Annotated in this window: 24 protein-coding genes; 21 read left to right on the top strand and 3 right to left on the bottom strand. The window is 70.3% G+C overall.

Annotation, left to right across the window (positions count from 1 at the left end; genetic code table 11):
• The first annotated feature begins 95 nt into the window (after positions 1 to 95).
• Both VB080_RS13760 and VB080_RS13765 read left to right on the top strand, forming a co-directional pair.
• On the top strand, positions 96 to 1,409 hold the full coding sequence (locus VB080_RS13760; protein ID WP_323419025.1) for a M20/M25/M40 family metallo-hydrolase: 1,314 nt from the start codon (positions 96 to 98) through the stop codon (positions 1,407 to 1,409).
• 2 nt (positions 1,410 to 1,411) lie between these two features.
• Positions 1,412 to 1,963, top strand: a complete 552-nt coding sequence (locus VB080_RS13765) for a class I SAM-dependent methyltransferase (protein WP_323419026.1) — start codon at positions 1,412 to 1,414, stop codon at positions 1,961 to 1,963.
• Here the strand turns inward: VB080_RS13765 and VB080_RS13770 are convergent, their stop codons facing one another.
• On the bottom strand, positions 1,964 to 2,935 hold the full coding sequence (locus tag VB080_RS13770) for an aldo/keto reductase (RefSeq protein ID WP_323419027.1): 972 nt from the start codon (positions 2,933 to 2,935) through the stop codon (positions 1,964 to 1,966). It lies immediately after the preceding gene.
• Positions 2,935 to 3,756 carry an undecaprenyl-diphosphate phosphatase gene (locus VB080_RS13775; RefSeq protein WP_323419028.1) on the bottom strand — a complete coding sequence of 274 codons (822 nt, stop codon included), beginning with the start codon at positions 3,754 to 3,756 and terminating at the stop codon, positions 2,935 to 2,937. Before VB080_RS13775 ends, VB080_RS13770 begins: the two co-directional genes overlap by 1 nt.
• Positions 3,757 to 3,843: 87 nt before the next feature.
• Between VB080_RS13775 and mshC the strand changes: the two genes are divergently transcribed.
• The 18 genes from mshC to argH all read left to right on the top strand — a co-directional run bounded on the left by mshC (position 3,844) and on the right by argH (position 20,454).
• Positions 3,844 to 5,115, top strand: a complete 1,272-nt coding sequence (gene mshC / locus VB080_RS13780; protein ID WP_323419029.1) for a cysteine--1-D-myo-inosityl 2-amino-2-deoxy-alpha-D-glucopyranoside ligase — start codon at positions 3,844 to 3,846, stop codon at positions 5,113 to 5,115.
• 10 nt (positions 5,116 to 5,125) lie between these two features.
• Positions 5,126 to 5,392: a phosphoribosyl-ATP diphosphatase gene (locus VB080_RS13785; RefSeq protein ID WP_323419030.1), complete on the top strand. Its 267-nt coding sequence runs from the start codon at positions 5,126 to 5,128 to the stop codon at positions 5,390 to 5,392.
• A gap of 15 nt (positions 5,393 to 5,407) precedes the next feature.
• Positions 5,408 to 6,268 (top strand): ATP phosphoribosyltransferase, encoded by an 861-nt coding sequence (gene hisG / locus VB080_RS13790; RefSeq protein ID WP_323419031.1) that lies wholly within the window; start codon positions 5,408 to 5,410, stop codon positions 6,266 to 6,268.
• Between the two features lie 10 nt (positions 6,269 to 6,278).
• Positions 6,279 to 6,719 carry a PH domain-containing protein gene (locus VB080_RS13795; protein ID WP_323419032.1) on the top strand — a complete coding sequence of 147 codons (441 nt, stop codon included), beginning with the start codon at positions 6,279 to 6,281 and terminating at the stop codon, positions 6,717 to 6,719.
• Positions 6,716 to 7,204: an SseB family protein gene (locus tag VB080_RS13800; RefSeq protein ID WP_323419033.1), complete on the top strand. Its 489-nt coding sequence runs from the start codon at positions 6,716 to 6,718 to the stop codon at positions 7,202 to 7,204. The genes VB080_RS13795 and VB080_RS13800 overlap by 4 nt, the downstream gene beginning before the upstream one ends.
• Before the next feature lie 205 nt (positions 7,205 to 7,409).
• A complete protein-coding gene (infC, locus tag VB080_RS13805) occupies positions 7,410 to 8,099 on the top strand; it encodes a translation initiation factor IF-3 (RefSeq protein WP_323419048.1) in 690 nt (229 codons plus the stop codon).
• 27 nt (positions 8,100 to 8,126) lie between these two features.
• Entirely contained in the window at positions 8,127 to 8,333 is a 207-nt protein-coding gene (gene rpmI, locus VB080_RS13810) for a 50S ribosomal protein L35 (protein WP_323419034.1), read from the top strand.
• A 32-nt stretch (positions 8,334 to 8,365) separates the two neighbouring features.
• Entirely contained in the window at positions 8,366 to 8,731 is a 366-nt protein-coding gene (rplT, locus tag VB080_RS13815; protein ID WP_323419035.1) for a 50S ribosomal protein L20, read from the top strand.
• A gap of 85 nt (positions 8,732 to 8,816) precedes the next feature.
• Positions 8,817 to 9,680: an RNA methyltransferase gene (locus tag VB080_RS13820; RefSeq protein ID WP_323419036.1), complete on the top strand. Its 864-nt coding sequence runs from the start codon at positions 8,817 to 8,819 to the stop codon at positions 9,678 to 9,680.
• A 10-nt stretch (positions 9,681 to 9,690) separates the two neighbouring features.
• A complete protein-coding gene (pheS, locus tag VB080_RS13825; RefSeq protein ID WP_323419037.1) occupies positions 9,691 to 10,764 on the top strand; it encodes a phenylalanine--tRNA ligase subunit alpha in 1,074 nt (357 codons plus the stop codon).
• Entirely contained in the window at positions 10,761 to 13,289 is a 2,529-nt protein-coding gene (gene pheT, locus VB080_RS13830) for a phenylalanine--tRNA ligase subunit beta (RefSeq protein ID WP_323419038.1), read from the top strand. The genes pheS and pheT overlap by 4 nt, the downstream gene beginning before the upstream one ends.
• Positions 13,290 to 13,327: 38 nt before the next feature.
• On the top strand, positions 13,328 to 14,107 hold the full coding sequence (locus tag VB080_RS13835) for an HAD-IIA family hydrolase (protein ID WP_323419039.1): 780 nt from the start codon (positions 13,328 to 13,330) through the stop codon (positions 14,105 to 14,107).
• Positions 14,108 to 14,193: 86 nt separating this feature from the next.
• The gene (argC, locus tag VB080_RS13840; RefSeq protein WP_323419040.1) at positions 14,194 to 15,249 is read left to right on the top strand and encodes an N-acetyl-gamma-glutamyl-phosphate reductase; all 1,056 of its coding nucleotides are present in this window, start codon (positions 14,194 to 14,196) and stop codon (positions 15,247 to 15,249) included.
• Positions 15,246 to 16,400: a bifunctional glutamate N-acetyltransferase/amino-acid acetyltransferase ArgJ gene (gene argJ / locus VB080_RS13845; protein ID WP_323419041.1), complete on the top strand. Its 1,155-nt coding sequence runs from the start codon at positions 15,246 to 15,248 to the stop codon at positions 16,398 to 16,400. Before argC ends, argJ begins: the two co-directional genes overlap by 4 nt.
• A complete protein-coding gene (argB, locus tag VB080_RS13850) occupies positions 16,397 to 17,293 on the top strand; it encodes an acetylglutamate kinase (protein ID WP_323419042.1) in 897 nt (298 codons plus the stop codon). The genes argJ and argB overlap by 4 nt, the downstream gene beginning before the upstream one ends.
• A complete protein-coding gene (locus VB080_RS13855) occupies positions 17,290 to 18,498 on the top strand; it encodes an acetylornithine transaminase (protein ID WP_323419043.1) in 1,209 nt (402 codons plus the stop codon). Before argB ends, VB080_RS13855 begins: the two co-directional genes overlap by 4 nt.
• On the top strand, positions 18,495 to 18,986 hold the full coding sequence (locus VB080_RS13860; protein WP_323419044.1) for an arginine repressor: 492 nt from the start codon (positions 18,495 to 18,497) through the stop codon (positions 18,984 to 18,986). Before VB080_RS13855 ends, VB080_RS13860 begins: the two co-directional genes overlap by 4 nt.
• A 58-nt stretch (positions 18,987 to 19,044) precedes the next feature.
• Positions 19,045 to 20,454, top strand: a complete 1,410-nt coding sequence (gene argH / locus VB080_RS13865) for an argininosuccinate lyase (protein WP_323419045.1) — start codon at positions 19,045 to 19,047, stop codon at positions 20,452 to 20,454.
• 45 nt (positions 20,455 to 20,499) lie between these two features.
• Here argH and VB080_RS13870 read toward each other — a convergent pair whose 3' ends face one another.
• Entirely contained in the window at positions 20,500 to 20,841 is a 342-nt protein-coding gene (locus VB080_RS13870; protein WP_323419046.1) for a hypothetical protein, read from the bottom strand.
• A 91-nt stretch (positions 20,842 to 20,932) separates the two neighbouring features.
• Here VB080_RS13870 and tyrS point away from each other — a divergent pair, with 91 nt between their 5' ends.
• Positions 20,933 to 22,198, top strand: coding sequence for a tyrosine--tRNA ligase (tyrS, locus tag VB080_RS13875; protein WP_323419047.1), 1,266 nt, complete (start codon positions 20,933 to 20,935; stop codon positions 22,196 to 22,198).
• Positions 22,199 to 22,500 lie beyond the last annotated feature (302 nt).

Raw genomic sequence — 22,500 nt, forward strand, 5'->3', positions numbered from 1 at the left:
CCGGACAGCTTGGAAACTATAGCAACGAGGTCTCGGCTTCGCGAAACCCGTCAACACGGCTCCGGGTCCGTCGCCGGCTGGGCGAAGATGGGGACATGACCTCAACTCCGCAGCCCGCCCGTGATGTCGTCGAGCTCTGCCGCGACCTGATCCGGATCGACACCTCGAACTACGGCGCCGGCAATGCCAAGGGGGAGCGCGAGGCCGCCGAACTGGTGGCCGCGCAGTTGGCGGAGGTGGGCATCCAGGCCCAGTTGTTCGAGTCCGAGAACCGGCGCACCTCGCTGGTCGCGCACTGGGAGCCGGACGGCTGCGACACCGGGCTGCCTCCGCTGCTGATCCACGGCCACACCGATGTCGTTCCCGCAGTCGCGGCCGACTGGCAGGTCGACCCGTTCGCGGCCGAAGTGATCGACGGCTACCTCTGGGGACGCGGGGCGGTCGACATGAAGGACTTCGACGCCATCGTGTTGTCGGTGGTCCGCGACCGGGTGCGCACCGGACGCCCGCCCCGCCGTCCGATCCGGCTGGTGTTCACCGCCGACGAGGAGGCCGGCGGCCCGCTGGGCTCGGGCTGGCTGGCCGAGCACCACCCCGACCTGCTGGCCGATTGCCCCGAGGCCATCGGCGAGGTGGGCGGTTTCTCCCTGACCGTCAACGACCGGCGGCTCTACCTGGTGCAGGTCGCCGAGAAGGGGCTGGCCTGGCTCAACCTGATCGCCGACGGCCAGGCCGGCCACGGCTCCTTCCGCAACGACGACAACGCGATCACCGCGCTCGCCCGGGCGGTGACCAACATCGGCAGCTACCAGTGGCCGGTCCGCATCCACCCGGCGCTGCGGCAGTTCCTGGACGCCGTCGAGGACGCCCTCGGCGTCCCGGTCAACGCCGACAACGCCGAGGAGACCCTGGCCAGGCTGGGCTCGATCTCCCGGATGGTCGGCGCCACTCTCTCCAGCACTGCCAACCCGACCATGCTGGGCGGCGGCTACAAGCTCAACGTCATCCCCGGCCAGGCCACCGCGGGGATCGACGGACGGTTCCTGCCCGGCTATGAGGACGAGTTCTACCAGACCATCAGCCGGCTGATCGGCGACCGGGTGCATTACCAGAAGGCAGTCGCCGACATCGCCGTCGAGACCGAATTCTCCGGCGACCTGGTCACCGCCATGCAGGACGTCCTGGCCGCCGAGGATCCAGGCTCGGTGGCGGTGCCGTTCGTGATGAGCGCCGGCACTGACGCCAAGGCCTGGTCGAGGCTCGGCATCCGCTGCTTCGGCTTCGCCCCGTTGCAGTTGCCGCCCGAACTCGACTTCATCGCCCTCTTCCACGGTGTCGACGAACGGGTGCCGATCGCGTCGCTGGAGTTCGGCTGCCGGGCGCTGGACCGCTTCCTCGACCGGGCCTGACGATGGACGAGACCCGCGCCACCTCCTTCGGCTCGGCCGCCGGCGCCTATCAGCTGGGCCGGCCGGAGTACGTCGACGAGCACGTCGCCTGGCTGGTGGAGGGCGTCACCGGACGGGTGCTCGATCTGGCGGCCGGCTCGGGCAAGCTCACCCGCGCGGTGGCCCGGCTGGGCTTCGCGGTGCTGGCCGTCGACCCTGACCAGCGGATGCTGGCCGAGGTCGGCGACCTGCCCACCCTGGCCGGACGGGCCGACGCCATCCCGGTGCCGGGCAGCAGTTTCGCCGCGGTGACCATCGGTCAGGCCTGGCACTGGTTCGACCCGGCCACCGCTGGTCCGGAGATCGCTCGCGTCCTTGAGCCGGGCGGACGGCTCGGGCTGATCTGCCATGCTCGCCGGCGTTCGGGAGCTACTCGCCAGCCATCCGCACACCGCCGGCAGGCGGAGCTTCGGTTACGCCCTCAACACCACCGCCTACCGGGCCGATCTGCTTCGCTGACCTGGCGATTCGTGCGGCATGCCCTGGGGGGCGGCCGGGTGGGTCAGGCAAGCTGATCAGTCCTCCGCCGTGCGCAACGCGTTCGGCCCGCCCGACACATCGTCCAGGGCGGCGACGATCTCCGCGGGCAGCGTGCTGTCCTCGACCTCGAGATAGGGCTCGAGTTGGGCGACCGTCCGCGCGCCGAGCAGGGGAGCGGTGACCGCGGGCGCGTCCCGCACCCACAGCAGAGCCACCTGAGCCGGGGTGAGATCCAGCCCGTCGGCGGCGACCGCGACGGCGTCGGTCACCGATCGCGAACGGGCCTCCAGGTAGGGCTCGACGAACCATGAGAAGTGGCTGGCGGCGCCCCGCGACCCCGTCGGGATGCCGCGCCGGTACTTGCCGGTCAGCACCCCGCGGCCGAGCGGCGACCAGGGCAGCAGCCCCATCCCGAATGCCCGGACGGCGGGGATCACCTCCACCTCGGCCCGCCGGGCCAGCAGCGAGTACTCCACCTGCGCCGAGGTGATCGGCGTCCGTCCCGGGAAGGCGTTCTGCCAGGTGGCTGCCTGGGCGGTCTGCCAACCGACGAAGTTCGACACCCCGGCGTAGCGCACATCGCCGGCGCTGACGGCGGTGTCGATCGCCGCCAGGGACTCCTCCAGCGGCGCCTGTCCCCAGGCGTGCAACTGCCACAGGTCGATGTGGTCGGTGCCCAGCCGGCGCAGCGAACCACGCAGGTCGGCCAGCAGTGCGCCTCGCGAGGTGTCGACCACCCGCTCGCGGTCGCGGATGCCGAAGCCCGCCTTGGTGGCGATCACCACCTGGTCGCGCGGGACATCGCTGCGCAGCAGCCGGCCGAGGATCCGCTCTGCCTCGCCGGAGCCGTAGGCGGATGCGGTGTCGACCAACGAGCCGCCGGCGTCGACGAACCGCCGCAGCAGGGCGCGGGCGTCGTCCGGGCGGGTGTCCCGTCCCCAGGTGAGGGTTCCCAGGCCGAGCCGGGAGACCTGCAGGCCACTGTGGCCGACCGCCCTGCGCCGCATCAGGGCTGCACCTGGTTGGTCAACAGCAGCGCAGCCACCCCAGCGGCCAGCACCAGCCGGTAGACGACGAAGATCGTGAAGCTGTGCTTGCTGACGTACTTCAGCAACCAGTGGATCACCGCCAGCCCCACCACGAAGGCCAGGCCGGTCGCGACCGCGATCGGCCCCCACTGCAGGGTGGCGTCGCTGCCGACGTCCTTCAGCTTGTACAGCCCCGATCCGAAGACCGCCGGGACGGCGAGCAGGAAGGCATACCGGGTGGCTGCCGGACGGGAGTAGCCCAGGAACAACCCAGCGGAGATCGTGGCTCCGGAGCGCGAGACGCCCGGGATCAGGGCCAGCGCCTGGGCGAAGCCGAGCGCGATCCCGTCCCACCAGGTGAGTTCAGTGAGTTCATAGCTGTGCCGGGCCAGCCGGTCGGCCAGCCACAGGAGGATGCCCACCCCGGCCAGCATCGCGACGGTGATCCACAGGTTCCGCAGCGCGGTGTCGATGGTGTCCTCGAACAGCAGGCCGAGCACCACGATCGGAATCGAGCCGAGGATGATCAGCCAGCCGATCCGGGCGTCGGGGTCATTGCGGGGGATCCGGCCGACCAGAGCGAGAACCCAGTTCTTGATGATCCTGCCGATGTCCTTGCCGAAGTAGACCAGAACCGCTGTCTCGGTGCCGAGTTGGGTGATCGCGGTGAACGCGGCCCCCGGGTCGTGGCCGCCGAAGAAGAGTTGCCCGACGATCGACTGGTGGGCGCTGGACGAAATCGGGAGGAACTCGGTCAGTCCCTGCACAATCCCCAGCACGATCGCTTCGAGCCAGTCCATGCCACCCTCTCTCACCCGGTCCGGCCCCTACCCTACGGTGCGGGCAGCCGGGTCAACTGCCCGCAACACCCGGGTAGGCTGCGATCCGTGCGCGCCTGGCCCCGTCCCGAGATTCCTGTCCTCCCGTCGCAGCCCGGAGTGGTCCGATTGCATGACAGCCTCGGTGGGCACCTGGTGCCGATCGCCCCGGAATCAGGGACGGCACGGGTCTACGCCTGCGGCATCACCCCCTACGACGCGACCCATCTGGGGCACGCAGCGACCTATGTGGCAGTGGACCTGCTGAACCGGGCACTGCTGGACTGCGGACTGAACCTGCGCTACGCCCAGAACGTCACCGACGTGGACGACCCGCTGCTGGAGCGGGCAGCCGAGACTGGCGTCGACTGGGTCGACCTGGCGGCCGACCAGACTGAGCTGTTCCGCACCGACATGACGGCCCTGCGCGTGCTACCGCCCGATGACTACCTGGGCGTGGTGGAGAACCTCGGCCTGGTCACGGCCTCGCTGACCGACCCGCGGATCCGGGAACGGCTCTACCAGATCCCCGACCTGGCCTACCCGGACTGGTACTTCGAGGTCACCGCCGACGACCTGGACCTGCCGATGCTCGGCCTGGACGAGAGTTCCGCCCTGGCGCTGTTCGCCGAACGCGGCGGCGACCCCGACCGTCCCGGCAAGCGCAACCCGATGGACTGCCTGGTCTGGCGGCTGGCACGCCCCGGTGAGCCGGCCTGGGAGTCCCCGCTGGGCGCCGGCCGTCCGGGCTGGCACATCGAGTGCACCTGCCTGGCCACGGCGGCGCTCGGCCCGGAGTTCGACGTGCAGGCCGGCGGCAGCGACCTGGCCTTCCCGCACCACCCGATGTGTGCGGCCGGGGCGCGGGCGCTGACCGGGCGGCCCTTCGCCCGCAGCTACCTGCACACCGGCATGGTTGGGCTGGACGGGGAGAAGATGAGCAAGTCCCGCGGGAACCTGGTCTTCGTCAGCAGCCTGCTGGTGGAGGGTTTTGACCCGATGGCCGTGCGATTGGCGTTGCTGGCGCACCACTATCGCTCCGACTGGGAGTTCACCACGGTGGAGCTGACGACCGCCGAGCACCGGCTGGCGAGCTGGCGCCGGGCGGTGAGTGCTCCGGCCGGCCCGCCGGCCGAACCGGTCCTGCGCGCCCTGCGGACCGCCCTGCGGGACGATCTGGCTGCCCCACAGGCGCTGGCTGTGGTCGACGACTGGGCCCAGGCCGAGGGAGCGGGCGGCGATTCCGCGGCGCCCGCGCTGGTCGCGGCAGCGGTCGACGCCCTGCTCGGCATCCGGCTCACGTCCGGGCCCGGGGGGACAGCCCCGGCGTCCACCGCGTAGCATGCTGGCCGTGAGCAAGACCTTCGACGGCCTTTTCGCCGAACTGCTGCACCGGGCTGCTACCCGTCCCGAGGGATCGGGCACGGTCCGGGCGCTCGATGCCGGCGTGCACGCGATCGGCAAGAAGATCGTCGAGGAGGCGGCCGAGGTCTGGATGGCGGCGGAGTACCAGTCCAAGGAGGAGGCCGCCGAGGAGATCAGCCAGCTGCTCTACCACGTCCAGGTCATGATGGTGGCCCTTGGCCTCGACCTCGACGACATCTACGAGTACCTCTGAGCAGGGCGCGAGTACGTGAACGGAACCGAATTGCTGAAGATCGCTGTGCCCAACAAGGGCTCGCTGGCCGAATCCGCCACCCAGATGCTGCGTGAGGCCGGCTACCGGCAGCGCACCGACCTCAAGGACCTCGTCCTGGTCGACGAGACCAACGGCGTCGAGTTCTACTACCTGCGGCCCCGGGACATCGCCGTCTACGTGGGAGAGGGCACCCTCGACCTGGGGATCACCGGACGCGACATGCTGCTCGACTCCCAGGCCGAGGCCGACGAGGTGATGGCGCTCGGCTTCGGGGGCACCCGGTTCCGGTTCGCCGCCCCCGCCGGTGCGGGGCTGGATGTCGCCGGGCTGGCCGGCAAGCGGATCGCCACCTCCTATCCCGGCCTGGTCCGGCGATACCTGGACTCCGCAGGCGTCCAGGCCCGGCTGATCCACCTGGACGGCGCGGTCGAGAGCTCCATCCGGCTCGGTGTCGCGGACGTGATCGCGGACGTCGTCGAGACTGGCAGCACGCTGCGCAAGGCGGGTCTGGAACTGTTCGGGGAGGCCATCTTGGAGTCCGAGGCCATCCTGATCCAGCATCGCGGCGCCGACCCGGCCCAGGGGCTCGACCTGCTCAAGCGCCGGCTCACCGGCGTGATCGCCGCGCGCAACTACCTGATGGTCGACTACAACGTTCCGCAGCAGCGGCTGGAAGCAGCGTTCGCGATCACCCCGGGAATCGACTCCCCAACGGTCTCCCCGCTGGCCAAGCAGGGTTGGGTGGCGGTCCGGGCGATGATCCCCGCCGGCCAGGCGCAGCGGATCATGGACGAGCTCTGGGAGGCGGGCGCCGACGGCATTCTGGTCACCCAGATCCACGCCTGCCGGCTGTAGGCTCGGCGGCGTGGGTACCGTGTTGCGGCCACGTGCCGCACTGCTGATGGCCGTCGGGCTCTCGGTGATCCTCGTGCTGGCCACCGTCCTCGGCTGGGCTCTGCTGCCGGGCAACGTCAAGGAGCTGTTCACCGGCCCGCAACTGGCGACCCTGGCGCTGTTCGTCCTGGTGATGATCGCGGTGATGCTCGGGGTCGGCCTCAGCAGCGTGCGGGCCGACGCCCACGGGCTGGTGATTCGCAACGGGGTTCGCACCCACCAGGTGCCCTGGCGCCAGGTCACCGGTTTCCGGTTCACCGCCGACGACCCGTGGGCCTACGTCCTGCTCTGTGACGAACCGGGCTCGCGTCCGCTGATGGCGCTGCAGCGAGTGGATCGGTCCCGGGCCGTCCACGGCCTGGCTGGCCTGAAGGCGGCGCTGGCGGACTACCGCCGCCGGAGCGAGGGATGAAGACCCTCGCCAACCCTGGTGCGGCCTTCGCCGGCGACCGGGGCGACCCCGACCCTGCCGTGCGCGCCCGGCTGGCCGACGCCGGCGAGGCCGAGTCCTACCCCCGCGCGGTGGCGGCGCTGTGCGGCACCCGGCTGCTGCTGCCGGTGGTGGCCACCGGCAAGGAACAGCCGGGGGAGCCCGCCGAACTCGCGGCGGTGATGATGACCTCGACCACCGGCCGCACCGGTCTGCTGGTGTTCACCGGGCTGGACGCGCTGCTGGCCTGGAACCCGCAGGCCAGACCCGTCCCGTGCACCCTGGACGAGGTTGCGGCGACGGCGGTCGAGACCGGCTCGGCAGCCATTCTGGTCGACCTGGCCGGCCCGCACCCGCTGGTGATCGACCAGGAACTGATCGGCGACCTCGCCGCCGGGCGGCGGCTGGTCGAACTGGACGACGGTGGCTTCGGCTGGCTCCAACTGGCGCCGGTCGAGGCCGAATAGGCCGCCGACGGCACCTGCTGTTACACTGAACGGCGTTCGGTCAGCCGAGGCTGGCCCCCAAAGAGGAGTCCTGAACTCCCACCTTGGTGCCCCACGGGTGCCGGGTCGGTGAAGCTGGCCGGTGAGCGGTCGCTGTTTCGGGGTCTCCGCATGCGCGGGGGCCCTTTTCGACTGTCCGGCCCACCACCGATTCCTTGGAGGACTCATCAGCACTGAACCACGTATCAACGAACGCATCCATGTACCTGAGGTGCGCCTGGTCGGCCCCGCCGGCGAACAGGTAGGCATCGTGCGGATCGAGGACGCCCTGCGGCTTGCCCGCGAGGCCGATCTCGACCTGGTCGAGGTTGCGCCGATGGCGCGTCCCCCGGTGGCCAAGCTCATGGACTACGGCAAGTTCAAGTACGAGGCAGCCCAGAAGGCCCGCGAGTCGCGGCGCAACCAGGCCAACACCGTCATCAAGGAGATGAAGCTCCGGCCGAAGATCGACAGCCACGACTACGACACCAAGAAGGGTCACGTCGTGCGCTTCCTCAAGGCCGGCGACAAGGTCAAGATCACCATCATGTTCCGCGGCCGCGAGCAGAGCCGTCCCGAACTGGGGTTCAACCTGCTGAAGAAACTGGCAGCGGATGTCGCCGAGGACGGCGTGATCGAGTCCCCGCCCAAGCAGGACGGCCGCAACATGTTGATGGTGCTGGCCCCGACCAGGAAGAAGACCGAGGCCAAGGTGGAGGTTGAGGCGGCCAAGGCCGCCCGGGCCGCCAGCCGGGCCGCGGACGCCGAGGCGGAACGGACGGAGCAGGCCGAACTACGCGCCGCCGCCCAGGCCAAGGCGACCCCGAAGAAGAAGCGTGGTCCGGCCGACAACATGGACCCGGACATCGAGCTGTAACCAGCTGTCACCAGGAGAAAGAGAAACATGCCCAAGATGAAGACCCATTCCGGGGCCAAGAAGCGCTTCCGCGTGACCGGCACCGGCAAGGTGATGCACCGCCAGGCCGGCAAGATGCACCTCAACGAGCACAAGCCGACCAGCCAGACCCGCCGTCTCGACGGCGACAAGGTCGTGGCGAAGGGCGACGCCAAAAAGGCACGTCGTCTCCTCGGCAGCTACAAGGCCAAGTGACCCACGAGAAGTTCTGCAAGGAGTAATCAGTCATGGCACGCGTGAAGCGTTCGGTCAACGCGCAGAAGAAGCGCCGCGAGGTTCTCGACCAGGCCTCCGGCTACCGTGGGCAGCGGTCGCGGCTCTACCGCAAGGCGAAGGAGCAGTTGCTCCATTCCTACACCTACGCCTACCGGGACCGCCGGGCACGCAAGGGCGATTTCCGCTCACTGTGGATCCAGCGGATCAATGCCGCGGTCCGCGAGAACGGGATGACCTACAACCGATTTATCAGCGGCCTGAAGAACGCCGGTGTGGAGGTGGATCGCAAGATCCTGGCCGAGTTGGCCGTCTCTGACCCCAAGGCGTTCACCGCGCTGGTCGACATCGCAAAGGCGAATCAGGCCGAGGCAGCCTGACCCGTCCACTTTCCTCCAGCGCGGTCCGACACGCGATCGGGACCGCGCTGGAGCCATGCCCAAGCCCTTACGGAGGTGTGCGTCGATGACCGCCGCGCCAATCCAGTTGCCCGAACCCAGCCAGGCGACCCTGCGCGCTGCCCGGGCGCTGCAGCGCCGCACCGAGCGCAAGGAGACCGGCCTGTTCCTCGTCGAGGGACGCCAGGCCGTCCGGGAGGCGCTCGCCGTCCCCGGGGTCGTGCAGGAGGTGTATTTCCGCTGGGACGCGGCGATCGCCAATGCCGACCTCTTCGAGACCGCCCGGGACGCCGACGTGCCCTACTACGGCGTCAGCGAGCAGAACCTCGCCACGATCACCGACACGGTCACCCCGCAGGGCGTGGTGGCGGTGGCGCGGACCATTGACGTGCCGCTGTCCAGCGTGCTGGGCAGGAAGCCGGTCAACCCCGACAAGCCGAAGAAGAAGCACCGCCGCAGGGACGTCTCGCTGGTGGTGATCTGCGCCCAGGTGCGCGACCCGGGCAATGCCGGGACGGTGATCCGCTGTGCTGACGCCTTTGGAGCCGACGCGGTGATCCTCAGTTCCGACTCGGTCGAGGTGTACAACCCCAAGACCGTCCGGGCATCGGTGGGCAGCCTCTTCCACCTGCCGATCGTGGTGGGGGTCGACCTGGCCGAGGCCATCGAGGCCTGCCGCAAGGCCGGGATGCAGATCTTCGCCACCGACGGCAGCTCCGGCACCGACCTCACCGACCTGACCGACGAACTCGGACGCCCCACCGCCTGGGTGATGGGCAACGAGAGTTGGGGGCTGCCGGTGGAACACCTGGCGCTGGCCGACCGGACGGTCGCCGTCCCGATCTACGGCCACGCCGAGAGCCTCAACCTGGCGACCGCTGCTGCGGTCTGCCTGTACGCCAGCGCGAGCGCGCAGCGGGCGTCCAACTGAAAGGACCGACATGGGCCTGAGCCCACGCGAGATCGAACAGGTGGTCAGTGAGGGTCTCGCGGCCTTCGCTGCTGCCGCCTCGACGGCGGACCTGAAACAGGCCCGGCTTCACCACCTCGGCGAGCGGTCGCCGCTGGCGTCGGCCAGCAAGCAGATCGGCACCCTGCCCGGCCCGGAGCGCAAGGACGCCGGGCTGCGGATCGGCGCCGCCCGCACCACCCTCACCGAGGCTTTTGCCGCCCGGCAGGCCGAGGTGGAGGCCGCGGAGTTGGAGCGGGTGCTGGCACAGGAACGGGTGGACGTCACCCTGCCGGTCGACCTGGCCCCCGAGGGCGCCACACACCCGATCACCGCCCTGATGGACCTGATGTCGGAGGTCTTCGTCGCGATGGGCTGGGAGATCGCCGAGGGCCCGGAGGCCGAGGGCGAGTGGCTCAACTTCGACGCCCTCAATATCGGGCCCGACCACCCGGCCAGGGCCACCTCCGACACCTTGTTCATCGACCCGGTGGAGAGCCACCTGGTGATGCGCACCCACACCTCCCCGGTGCAGATCCGGTCCCTGCTGGACCGTCCGCCGCCGGTCTACGTGGTCTGCCCCGGCAAGACCTACCGGGCCGACGAGTTCGACGCCACCCACGTCCCGGTCTTCCACCAGATTGAGGGCCTGTGCGTGGACAAGGGGATCTCGCTGGCCCACCTGCGCGGCACCCTCGACCATCTGGCGAAGGCGATGTTCGGCGACGACATCCGCACCCGGATGCGTCCTCACTTCTTCCCGTTCACCGAGCCCAGCGCCGAGGTCGACCTGCAGTGCTTCGTCTGCAAGGGCGCCTCGGTCGGCGACCCCGACCACCCCTGCCGCACCTGCAAGTCGCAGGGCTGGATCGAGTGGGGCGGCTGCGGCGTGGTGAACCCGCGGGTGCTGGCCGCCTGCGGGATCGACACCGAGGTGTACTCCGGCTTTGCCTTCGGGATGGGCATCGAAAGGACACTGATGTTCCGCAACAACGCCGCCGACATGCGCGACATGGTCGAGGGCGATGTCCGGTTCAGCCGTTCGCTGAAGGGGGTTGCGCGATGAGGGCGCCGCTGGGATGGCTGCGGGAGTACGCCGACCTGCCCCAGGACATGACCGGACGCGAGCTCGCCGAGGTGCTGATCCGTGCCGGGCTGGAGGTTGAGACCGTCGACGAGGTGGGTGCCGAGATCACCGGCCCGGTGGTCGTCGGACGGGTGCTGGCCTTCCTCGACGAGCCGCAGAAGAACGGCAAGACCATCCGCTGGGTGCAGGTTGATGTCGGCCCCGACTTCAACCAGCCACACCCCGACTACCCGGCGGGTTGCCGCAGTGTGGTCTGCGGGGCGCACAACTTCGCCGCCGGTGACCTGGTCGTGGTCTCGCTGCCGGGTTCGGTGCTGGCCGGAGGGTTCGCGATCAGCGCCCGCAAGACCTACGGTCATCTCTCCGACGGCATGATCTGCGCCGAGGACGAGCTGGGGATCGGCCACGACCACACCGGCATCATCGTGCTGCCGGACGTGCTCGACGACGGCACCGAGCTCAAGCCCGGCGACGACCCGGCCGAGGCCCTGCTGCTGCGCGACGACGTGCTCGATATCGACGTCTCGCCCGACATGGGCTACTGCCTGAGCATCCGCGGGCTGGCCCGGGAGACCGGCCAGAACCTCGGCGTCGGCTTCCGCGACGTCATCGACCGGCCGACCCCGACCGCGAGGGCCGGCGGCTACCCTGTCGAACTGCAGGATCCCTCCTGCCCGCTGTTCGTGGCGCTGACCGTGACCGGGATCGACCCGGCCCGCCCCACCCCGCGCTGGATGGCGCGCCGGCTGGTGATGGCCGGCATGCGGTCGATCTCGCTGGCGGTCGACATCACCAACTATGTGATGCTCGAGACCGGCCAGCCGCTGCACGCCTACGATGCCGACAAGCTCTCCGGCCCGATCCGGGTGCGCAAGGCCACCGCGGGGGAGCAACTCGTCACCCTCGACGACGTCACCCGTACCCTGCACCCCGACGACCTGCTGATCACCGACGACTCCGGCCCGATCGGGATTGCCGGGGTGATGGGTGGCGCCACCACCGAGATCTCCGAGACGACCACCAGCATCGTGCTGGAGGCGGCCCACTTCGAGGCGCACAGCATCGGCTGGACGCTGCGGCGGCACAACCTGCCGTCCGAGGCCTCCAAGCGGTTCCACCGCGGCGTCGACCCGGCCGCTGCCTACGCCGCCGCCCATCGCGCGGCCGCCCTGCTGGTCGAGCTGGCCGGCGGCGGCCTCGCGGACGCCGAGACGGTCGCCGGCCAGGTGCCGGCGATGCCTGCCCAGACCATTGCCGCCGACCTGCCCGCGCGGATCCTGGGCACGGACGTGAGCGCCACCAGGGCAGCCGAGCTCCTGACCGCTTCTGGTGTCGCCGTCGAGCAGACGGAGGACGGTTCTGCTTCCCGGCTTCACCTGGTCCCGCCGACCTGGCGTCCCGACCTGCGCGACCCGTACGACTACGTCGAGGAGGTCGGCCGCAAACTCGGTTTCGACACCATTGGTGCGGTGGTTCCCTCGGCCCCGGTCGGACGGGGATTCACCCGCGAGCAGCAGGCCCGCCGGGCGATCAACGATGCGCTGACCAGCTCGGGCTTCGTCGAGGTGATCACCTTCCCGTTCCTGGCCGGCGAGGATCTCGACCGGATGGGGGTGCCTGCCGGGGACGAACGCCGCAGCCTGGTCAGGTTGGCCAATCCGCTGGCCGAGACCCAGCCCTACCTGCGGACCACCATCCTGCCCGGCCTGTTCGCCGCGGTGGCGCGGAACACCTCCCGCGGCAACGACGACCTGGCGCTGCACGAGATCGGCAGCGTGTTCCTGGCCGGCTCCGGCCAGCCGGCGCCGATTCCGGCGGTCGACCACCGTCCCTGTGACGCCGAACTGGCCGCGATCGAGGCGGCGCTGCCGTCCCAGCCGCGGCACCTCGGGGCAGTGCTCACCGGCTGGTGGGACCGTCCCGGCTGGCGAGGCGAGGGGGTGACTGCCGGCTGGCAGCAGGCCCTGGCACTGGCCGAGGTTGCTGCTGCCGCTGTGGGGGCGACGCTGGTGCGCACCGCCGCCGCCCAGGCCCCGTGGCACCCCGGACGCTGCGCCGCGCTGAGCGTGGCCGGCGAGGTGATCGGCTACGCCGGAGAACTGCACCCGAGCGTGGTGAAGGAGTTCGGCCTTCCGGCGAGGGCCGCCGCCGTCGAGCTCGACCTCGACGCCCTGGTGCGGCTGGCGCCGCAGCGGGGGAGCATCACGCACGTCTCCCCGCGTCCAGTGGCCAAGGAGGACGTCGCCCTGGTGGTTCCCGAGATCGTCGCGGCAGCGGACGTCCAGGCAGCGCTGGCCGACGGCGCCGGTGACCTGCTGGAGTCGATCAGCCTGTTCGACGTCTTCACCGGCGGCCAGGTGCCTGCCGGCCACAAGTCGCTGGCCTTCGCGCTGCGCTTCCGTGCTCCCGACCGCACCCTGACCGATGCCGAGACCGCTGCCGCCCGGGCAGCGGCGGTCGCCGAGGCGACGGCCCGGACCGGGGCGGAACTGCGCGCCTTCTGAACTGGGCAGGCAGTAGCCGGTGATGGAAGACTGGTGTCATGCGGACCGTGCGCGACATCGAATGCTTTCTCACCGACATGGACGGCGTGCTGGTGCACGAGGAGGAACCGCTGCCGGGTGCGGCTGAGTTGATCGACCGCTGGGTGACCACCTCCCGGCGCTTCCTGGTGCTGACCAACAACTCGATCTTCACCGCCCGCGACCTGGCGGCCCGGCTGGCCCGCTCGGGGCTGAACATTCCCGAGGAGAACATCTGGACCTCGGCGCTGGCCACCGCCTCGTTCCTGCGCAACCAGCCGGGTAACAAGACCGCCTTCGTGATCGGTGAGGTGGGTCTGACCACCGCCCTGCACGAGGCGGGCTTCGTCCTCACCGACGTCGACCCCGACTTCGTCGTGCTGGGGGAGACCCGCAACTATTCCTTCGAGGCGATCACCAAGGCGATCCGGCTGATCACCGAGGGCGCGCGGTACATCTGCACGAACCCGGACGCCACCGGCCCCAGCAAGGACGGCATCCTGCCGGCCACCGGGGCGGTCGCCGCGATGATCACGGCTGCCACGAACCGGCAGCCCTACGTCGTCGGCAAGCCCAACCCCATGATGTTCCGCTCGGCGATGAACCGGATCGAGGCGCATTCGGAGACCACCGCGATGATCGGCGACCGGATGGACACCGACATCGTTGCCGGGATGGAGGCCGGTCTGCTCACCGTCCTGGTGATGACCGGGGTCACCACCGCCGACGATGTCGAGACCTTCCCCTTCCGGCCCGACCTGATGCTGCCCGGCGTGGAGGACCTGGTCAAACTCATCTGACCCTGCCCGGCTTCTGCGCGGATGGTGGCTGGGCACGGACCGGACGCAAGTGGAATATTCATTCGTGTTCTGGCATAGTCATTCCCGTGACCTTTACCGTGGCCGTCGCGGGCGCCACCGGCTATGCCGGGGGCGAACTGCTGCGCATCCTGCTCCACCACCCGGACGCCGAGATCGGCAACCTCACCGCGAAGACCAGCGCCGGTGACCTGCTGGGCGCCCACCACCCCCACCTGCGCCCGCTGGCCGACCGCCGGATCCTCGACACCACCGTGGAGCACCTCGCCGGGCACGACGTGATCGCGCTCGCCCTGCCGCACGGCGCCTCCGGTGCCCTGGCGGCGGTCCTGGAGGCCGCCTCCCCGGGCTCGGTGCTGCTCGACCTGGGCGCTGACCATCGGCTGGAGTCGGCCGAGGCCTGGACGGCCTATTACGGCGGCCAGCACCCCGGCACCTGGACCTACGGAATGCCCGAACTGCTGCTGGCCGACGGTGCCAGGCAGCGTGACCTGCTGCGCGGCACGAAGCGGATCGCCGTCCCGGGCTGCAATGTCACCGCCGTCACCTTCGCCCTGGCGCCCGGGATCGCCGCCGGCGTGATCGAGCCGACCGACCTGGTGGCGGTGCTGGCCAACGGGGTGAGCGGGGCGGGCAAGTCCCTCAAGCCGCACCTGTTGGCCGCGGAGATCCACGGCTCGGCCAGTCCGTACTCGGTGGCCGGCGCGCACCGGCACATCCCCGAGATCGAACAGAACCTGGCCAAGTCCCACGGCGATCGGATCCGGATCAGCTTCACCCCAACCCTGGTGCCGATGGCCCGGGGAATCCTCGCCACCTGCACGGCCAGGCTGGCACCGGGAACAGACGCCGCCACGATCCGGGCGATCTGGGACGAGGCCTACGCCGCCGAGCCCTTCGTGCACCTGCTCCCCGAGGGGCAGTGGCCGGCGACGTCGTCCACCCTGGGCGCGAACACCGCCCTGGTGCAGGTCGGCGTCGACCAGCGTGCCGGACGGCTGGTGGCGATCAGCGCCATCGACAACCTGGTCAAAGGGACGGCGGGCGCCGCCGTCCAATCCATCAACCTTGCCCTGGGCCTCCCTGAGGTCACAGGCCTGACCACCGTGGGAGTGGCACCGTGAGCGTGACAGCAGCAAAGGGCTTCGTGGCCGCCGGGGTGGTGGCCGGCATCAAGGACTCCGGCAGCCCCGACCTCGCCCTGGTGGTGAACCAGGGACCGCTCGCCCACGCGGCGGCGGTGTTCACCGGCAACCGGTTCAAGGCCGCCCCGGTGCAGTGGAGCCGGCAGGCGCTGGCCACGCCACGGCTGGCGGCGGTGGTGCTCAACTCCGGCGGCGCCAACGCCTGCACCGGCGATGCCGGCTTCGCTGACGCTGCTCAGACTGCCGCCTGGGTGGCGGCGGAAGTCGGCTGTGAGGTCGAGGACGTGGCGGTCTGCTCAACCGGCCTGATCGGCGTCCGGCTCCCGATGGAGGCGGTGCTGGGCGGCATCCAGCTCGCCGCCCAGGATCTCTCCCAGGCCGGTGGGCCGTCGGCCGCCGAGGCGATCATGACCACCGACACCGTCGCCAAGCAGGCCGAACACGGCTCTCCGTCCGGCTGGACGATCGGCGGCATGGCGAAGGGGGCCGGGATGCTCGCCCCCGCGCTGGCCACCATGCTCGTGGTGATCACCACCGACGCGGTCGTGGAGTCCGCCGAACTCGACCGGGCACTGCGCACCGCCACCGGGTTCACCTTCGACCGGACCGACTCCGACGGCTGCATGTCCACCAACGACACCGTGATCCTGCTCGCCAGCGGAGCCAGCGGCGTGAGCCCCGACCCGGCCGAGTTCAGCGAGGCGCTGACCGGCGTCTGCGCCTCGCTGGCCCGGCAGTTGCTGGCCGACGCGGAGGGCTCCTGTCACGACATCGAGGTGCGGGTCGAGGGCGCCGCCACCGAGGCCGACGCGCTGGAGGTGGCTCGCGCGGTGGCCCGCAGCAATCTCTTCAAGTGCGCCATCTTCGGCAACGACCCCAACTGGGGACGGGTGCTGGCAGCGGCCGGCACGACAGCGGCCGGCTTCGATCCCGACCACGTCGATGTCGCATTCAACGGCGTGCGGGTGTTCGCCGACGGACAGCTGGGCGCCGACCGCTCCGAGGTCGATCTGACCAGCCGTGACGTCCTGGTCGAGGTCAACCTGCACGCCGGCGGTGAGGCGGCGGCGATCTGGACCAATGACCTCACCTACGGCTACGTCAAAGAGAACGCGGAGTACTCCTCATGACCCCTGACGCGCTGACCAAGGCCAGCATCCTGGTCGAGGCCCTGCCCTGGCTGGAGCAGTATGTCGGCCGGACGCTGGTCATCAAGTACGGCGGCAACGCCATGGTCGATGACGCGCTGAAGGCTGCCTTCGCCACCGACATCGTCTTCCTGCACCGGGTGGGCGTCCGCCCGGTGGTGGTGCACGGCGGTGGGCCGCAGATCTCCTCGATGCTGAACCGGCTCGGGATCGAGAGCGAGTTCCGCGGCGGGCTGCGGGTGACCACTCCGGAGGCGATGGATGTGGTGCGCATGGTGCTGATGGGACAGGTCAACCGCGAACTGGTCGGCCTGCTCAACGCTCACGGCCCGCTGGCGGTGGGCCTGTCGGGCGAGGATGCCGGCCTGCTCACCGCCGAACGCAAAGGCCTGGAGCTGGACGGGGAGGAGATCGACCTCGGCCTGGTCGGCGAGGTGACCCAGGTGCGTCCTGAAGCAGTGCTCGACCTGATCGATGCCGGCCGGATCCCGGTGGTCGCCACCGTGGCCCCCGACGAGGACGGCCAGGTGCACAACGTGAACGCCGACACCGCCGCTGGTGCGCTGGCCGCGGCGCTGGGAGCGGAGAAGCTGGTGGTGCTGACCGATGTGGAGGGGCTCTACGCCGACTGGCCGCACAGCACCGAGATCATCCGGGAGCTCACCGCCGGTGAGCTGGCGACGCTGCTGCCCGGTCTGGCCTCCGGAATGATCCCCAAGATGGAGGCCTGCCTGCAGGCGGTGCGGGCAGGCGTCCCGAAGGCCACCGTGATTGACGGCCGGGTGCCGCATGCCCTGCTACTGGAGATCTTCACCAACGAGGGCAACGGCACGATGGTGCGCGGCGAGCCCGAGACCACCCGGGTCGCGCCATGACCGTCCAGGCAGTCGAGGGCGGCAACGCCGCCGTCACCGCCCGCTACCAGGCAGTGATGATGAACACCTTCGGCCCACCGAAACGGGTCTTCGTCCGCGGTGAGGGGGTGTGGCTGTGGGACGCCGACGGCAACCGCTACCTCGACCTGCTCGCCGGGCTGGCGGTGAACGCGCTCGGCCACGCCCACCCGCAGGTGCTGGGCGCGATCTCCGCCCAGCTGTCCACCCTGGGCCATGTCTCGAACTTCTTCGCCACTCCCACCCAGGTAGCCCTCGCGGAGAGATTGGCCTGCGTTGTGACAGCCAATTCTCCGGGGCTGGCGGCGAGAGTGTTTTTTGCGAACTCGGGCACCGAGGCCAACGAAGCCGGCTTCAAGATCACCCGGCTGACCGGCCGCACCCGGCTGATCGCCATGGCCGGCTCCTTCCACGGACGTTCCCTTGGCGCCCTCGCGCTGACCTCGAACCCGAAGTACCGCGAGCCCTTCGAGCCGCTGCCCGGGGAGGTCACCTTCGTGCCCTATGGGGACGCCGAGGCGTTGGCCGCCGAACTCGACCAGAGTGTCGCGGCGGTCGTGCTGGAGCCGATCCAGGGCGAGAACGGTGTGGTGGAGCCGCCCTCCGGCTTCCTGGCCGAGGCGCGCTCGCTGACCCGCCAGGCAGGCGCACTGCTCTGGGTGGACGAGGTGCAGACCGGAATGGGCCGCTGCGGCGACTGGCTGGCGTCCGCGGCGTCCGGGATCACCGCCGATATCGTCACCTTCGCCAAGGGGTTGGGCAACGGCTTCCCGATCGGCGCCTGTGTCGCCACCGGGCCGGCGTCCGAGCTGTTGCAGCCCGGCTTGCACGGCACCACCTTCGGCGGCAACCCGGTGGCCGCGGCGGCCGGCCTGGCGGTGATGTCGATCATCGAGCGGGACGGCCTGCTGACCCGGGTCACTGCCCTCGGAGACCGGCTGGCGGCCGGGATCGAGGCGCTGGGGCATCCCGAGATCGTGGCGGTACGCGGCCGGGGGCTGCTGCGAGGCGTCGTGCTGGCCCACGACCTCGCCCCGGCGGTCGCCGACGCCGCGCTGGAGGCCGGGTTCGTGATCAATGCCCCGCGGCCGAATGTGCTGCGGCTCGCCCCCCCGCTGGTGATCGAGGAACGCGAACTGGACGGCTTCGTCGCCGCCCTACCGGCCCTGCTGGACGGCGTGCGATGACCGAGCCGCGCAGTCCGCTGACCAAGCCCGCCCGGCAGGCCAGGATCGCCGAGTTGATCGAACGGTCGGTGATCGCCAGCCAGACCGAACTCGCCGCCCGGTTGGCCGACGAGGGACTGGTGGTCACCCAGGGCACGTTGAGCAAGGATCTGCTCGAACTGGGTGCAGTCCGGGTACGCGATGCCGACGGACAGTTCCGCTACGCGCTGCTGGCCGGCGAGGGTCCGGCCACCGCGGGCAGCGTCGCGGTCAATCGGCTCTCCCGGCTGTGCGGGGAGTTGCTGCTCTCGGCCGAGGCCTCGGCCAACCTCGTCGTGGCGCGCACCCCACCCGGTGCGGCCCAGTTCTTCGCCTCCGCGATCGACAAGGTGGGCTGGCAGGCCGTCCTCGGTACGATCGCCGGGGACGACACCGTGCTGCTGATCACCCGCGACCCGGCCGGCGGGGCTGCACTGGCCGAGACCCTGCTCGGGCTGTCGGCCAGCTGAGCGCACACCTGCCGGAGTTCGACGCCGTCGAACCCGGGACCACACGACTGGAGAAGAGATGAACTCATCGATCGCCGACGGCCGCCTGTGGGGCGGCAGGTTCGCCGGCGGCCCCGCCGAGGCGATGTTCGCGCTCAGCAAGTCGACCCAGTTCGACTGGCGGCTGGCTCGCCACGACCTGGCCGGCTCGCGGGCACATGCCCGCGCACTGCACGCCGCCGGCCTGCTGACCGACCAGGAGCGGGACGCCATGCTGGCCGGGCTCGACCAACTGGAGGCCGATGTGGTCTCGGGGGCGTTCCGGCCGGCAGACACCGACGAGGACGTCCACGGCGCGCTGGAACGCGGGCTGATCGAACGGGTGGGCGCCGATCTCGGCGGCCGGCTGCGGGCCGGCCGCTCCCGCAACGACCAGATCGCCACCCTGATCCGGCGCTACCTGCGCGAGGCCAACCAGGTGCTCGCTGCCGACGTCACGGCCGTGGTCGAGGCGCTGGCCGGCCAGGCCGAAACCAATCTCGGCGCGATCATGCCGGGCCGGACCCATCTGCAGCACGCCCAGCCGGTACTGCTCAGCCACCACCTGCTCGCCCACGCCTGGCCGCTGGTCCGTGACCTGCAACGGCTGCGCGACCTGGACGGCCGCCTGGCGCTCAGCCCCTACGGTTCGGCAGCCCTGGCGGGCACGTCCCTGGGACTGGATCCCGAACTGGTCGCTGCTGACCTGGGCTTCGCCGGCAGCGTGCCGAACTCGATCGACGGCACCGCTGCCCGCGACCTGGTCGCCGAGCAGGCCTACGTGCTCGCCCAAGTGGCGGTGGACGTTTCGCGGCTGGCCGAGGACGTCATCCTGTGGTGTACCCACGAGTTCGGCTTCGCCCGGCTGGACGACGCCTGGTCGACCGGCAGCTCGATCATGCCGCAGAAGAAGAACCCTGACGTCGCCGAACTCGCCCGCGGCAAGGCGGGCCGCCTGATCGGCAACCTGGCCGGTCTGCTGGCCACCCTCAAAGGCCTGCCGCTGGCCTACAACCGTGACCTGCAGGAGGACAAGGAACCGATCTTCGACGGCCTCGACCAGTTGGCGGTGCTGCTGCCGGCGGTGGCCGGGATGGTCGCCACCCTGACCTTCGATACCACCCGGATGGCGGCCCTGGCGCCACAGGGCTTCTCACTGGCCACCGACCTGGCCGACTGGCTGGTCCGTCGCCGGGTGCCCTTCGCGGTCGCGCACGAGATCGCCGGCGCGGCGGTGAAGTACTGCGAGGCGCACCGGCTCGAGCTCGGCGACCTCAGCCCGGAGCAGCTGTCGGCGATCTCGCCCGAACTGACCGGGGAGGTGCTGTCAGTGCTCACCGTCGAGGGCTCGGTGGCTGCCCGGAACGCCCGCGGCGGCACCGCCCCCGAGGCCGTCCGGGCACAACTTGTCGAACTGCGCGCCGCCCTGGCGGAGTTGCGGCTGTCGTGACGTAGCCGCTCGTCGCGGCCCGCGGGCCGAGTTCCAGCGCGCGGGCTACCGTCCGAGTCCCGGATCAGTCAGCGGCAGCCACCGTCCACCCGCCCGCCGGTACACCCGCAGCCCGACTGTCTCGGCGACCGCCTCGACGCCGGCGGCCATCACCATCGCGGCCTGCCAGGCCCTGGCGTCCTCCTCGGCGTCGTTCCCGGTCGGCTCGAGAAAACGCACCACCACGCGCGGGATGCCGTCGCCGCGCAGCAGCGGTTCGACGTCGACGAAGGCGTCCTCCACCTGTCGCACGGCGGCCAGTGCCGCCCGCGCGGTGTCGAGCACGGCCTCGGGCGGCACCCCCGGACGGGCATCGACGATCCCCAGACTGGCCCGGAACGACGGCATCAGGAGCTCCCTTCGTGACGACGACACCATGACCCTACGGTGCCGGGCTGACGTTTCTGCCCGATGGCTCCCGCCGATAGGCTTGGCACTCGTGAACCAGGTACTCGACGAACTGCGCTGGCGGGGCTTCATCGCCCACTCGACCGAGCCGGAGGCGCTGCGCGCCCGGTTCGACGAAGGTCCGGTCACCTTCTACGTCGGCTTCGACCCGACGGCGCCGAGTATCCACATGGGAAACCTGGTCCAGCTGATGCTGGCCCGCCATCTGCAGGCCGCGGGCCATCGCCCGATTCTGCTGGTCGGCGGCTCCACCGGCCTGATCGGCGACCCCAAGCAGAGCTCTGAGCGCAATCTCAACCCCAAGGACCTGGTCCAGCAGTGGGTGGAGCGGATCCGTGCCCAGGTCAGCAGGTTCGTCAGCTTCGAGGGCGCCAACGCGGCCACGGTGGTCAACAACTACGACTGGACGGTCGGGCTGTCGACCCTCGACTTCCTGCGGAACATCGGCAAGCACTTCAGTGTGAACCGGATGCTCGACCGCGAGGTGGTGCGGGCCCGGCTGGAATCCGGGATCTCCTACACGGAGTTCTCCTACGTCCTGCTGCAGTCGCTGGACTACCTCGAACTGCACCGCCAGTACGGCTGCGAACTGCAGACCGGCGGCTCGGACCAGTGGGGCAACCTGACCGCCGGCGTGGAGTTGATCCGGCGAGCTGACGGCGACCGGGTGCACGCCCTGGCGACCCCACTGCTCACCAAGGCGGACGGCACCAAGTTCGGCAAGACCGAGTCCGGGACGGTCTGGCTCGACCCCCAGATGACCTCGCCGTATGCCTTCCACCAGTTCTTCCTCAACGCCGAGGACGCAAAGGTGGGGGAGTACCTGCGGATCTTCACCACCCGCTCGGCCGGCGAGATCGCCGATCTGGAGGAGCAGACCAGGACGGCCCCGCACCTACGGGCCGCCCAACGGGCCCTGGCCGACGACATCACCGACCTGGTGCACTCCGTGGCCGAGCGCGAGGCGGCGGCGGCGGCCGCCAATGCCCTGTTCGGGCGGGGGGACCTGGCCTCGCTCGATGGCAGCGTTCTGGCAGCGGTGACCAGAGAGCTGGGCGACCACACCCTGGCCGCCGGTGCCGACCTGCCGGGCATCGTGGACGCTCTGGTGGCCGCCGGGGTCGTGGCCAGCCGGTCCGCCGCCATGCGGGCGATCGACGAGGGCGGCGCCTATCTGAACAATGTGAAGGTCTCAGACCGGAATGCGCGCGTCACCGCCGACGATCTGCTGGCCGGGGAGTACCTCGTGGTACGCCGGGGAAAGCGGACGGTAGGCGCCGTCAAACTGCTGCGCTGAGCCCGAGGCGAGAGCGACACGCCCGGGGTCAGCGCCGATTTGACCCTGGGCCGCGACCTGCGTAATGTTCATCAAGCGCTGCCGGTGATACGGACGGGCCAGGGAAAACCTGGCGAGGCCGGATCGGAGCGCCGAACCCACTCTGACTAGCGCGGATACGGTGTGCCTCCATGCCAGGAGCCATCAAGATCCGAGTCTTGTTGCGGGCGGGGGAGGGCAAGGAACTCGGTTTGACACCGGGGGACGAGCCAAGTAAAGTAAGACGAGTTGCCCCAAGCGGCGGTGAGAGCCAAAGCGAGGTG

Origin of the sequence: Propionicimonas sp. (assembly GCF_034927565.1) — a bacterium.
Lineage (GTDB): Bacteria > Actinomycetota > Actinomycetes > Propionibacteriales > Propionibacteriaceae > Propionicimonas.

What these genes read in the sequence shown, in the direction of transcription:
- VB080_RS13760 (WP_323419025.1), top strand. Translation starts at nt 96, where the DNA reads ATGACCTCAACTCCGCAGCCCGCCCGTGATGTCGTCGAGCTCTGCCGC.
- VB080_RS13765 (WP_323419026.1), top strand. Translation starts at nt 1,412, where the DNA reads ATGGACGAGACCCGCGCCACCTCCTTCGGCTCGGCCGCCGGCGCCTAT.
- VB080_RS13770 (WP_323419027.1), bottom strand. Translation starts at nt 2,935, where the DNA reads ATGCGGCGCAGGGCGGTCGGCCACAGTGGCCTGCAGGTCTCCCGGCTC.
- VB080_RS13775 (WP_323419028.1), bottom strand. Translation starts at nt 3,756, where the DNA reads ATGGACTGGCTCGAAGCGATCGTGCTGGGGATTGTGCAGGGACTGACC.
- VB080_RS13800 (WP_323419033.1), top strand. Translation starts at nt 6,716, where the DNA reads ATGAAGACCCTCGCCAACCCTGGTGCGGCCTTCGCCGGCGACCGGGGC.
- rpmI (WP_323419034.1), top strand. Translation starts at nt 8,127, where the DNA reads ATGCCCAAGATGAAGACCCATTCCGGGGCCAAGAAGCGCTTCCGCGTG.
- rplT (WP_323419035.1), top strand. Translation starts at nt 8,366, where the DNA reads ATGGCACGCGTGAAGCGTTCGGTCAACGCGCAGAAGAAGCGCCGCGAG.
- VB080_RS13820 (WP_323419036.1), top strand. Translation starts at nt 8,817, where the DNA reads ATGACCGCCGCGCCAATCCAGTTGCCCGAACCCAGCCAGGCGACCCTG.
- pheS (WP_323419037.1), top strand. Translation starts at nt 9,691, where the DNA reads ATGGGCCTGAGCCCACGCGAGATCGAACAGGTGGTCAGTGAGGGTCTC.
- pheT (WP_323419038.1), top strand. Translation starts at nt 10,761, where the DNA reads ATGAGGGCGCCGCTGGGATGGCTGCGGGAGTACGCCGACCTGCCCCAG.
- VB080_RS13835 (WP_323419039.1), top strand. Translation starts at nt 13,328, where the DNA reads ATGCGGACCGTGCGCGACATCGAATGCTTTCTCACCGACATGGACGGC.
- argB (WP_323419042.1), top strand. Translation starts at nt 16,397, where the DNA reads ATGACCCCTGACGCGCTGACCAAGGCCAGCATCCTGGTCGAGGCCCTG.
- VB080_RS13855 (WP_323419043.1), top strand. Translation starts at nt 17,290, where the DNA reads ATGACCGTCCAGGCAGTCGAGGGCGGCAACGCCGCCGTCACCGCCCGC.
- VB080_RS13860 (WP_323419044.1), top strand. Translation starts at nt 18,495, where the DNA reads ATGACCGAGCCGCGCAGTCCGCTGACCAAGCCCGCCCGGCAGGCCAGG.
- argH (WP_323419045.1), top strand. Translation starts at nt 19,045, where the DNA reads ATGAACTCATCGATCGCCGACGGCCGCCTGTGGGGCGGCAGGTTCGCC.
- VB080_RS13870 (WP_323419046.1), bottom strand. Translation starts at nt 20,841, where the DNA reads ATGCCGTCGTTCCGGGCCAGTCTGGGGATCGTCGATGCCCGTCCGGGG.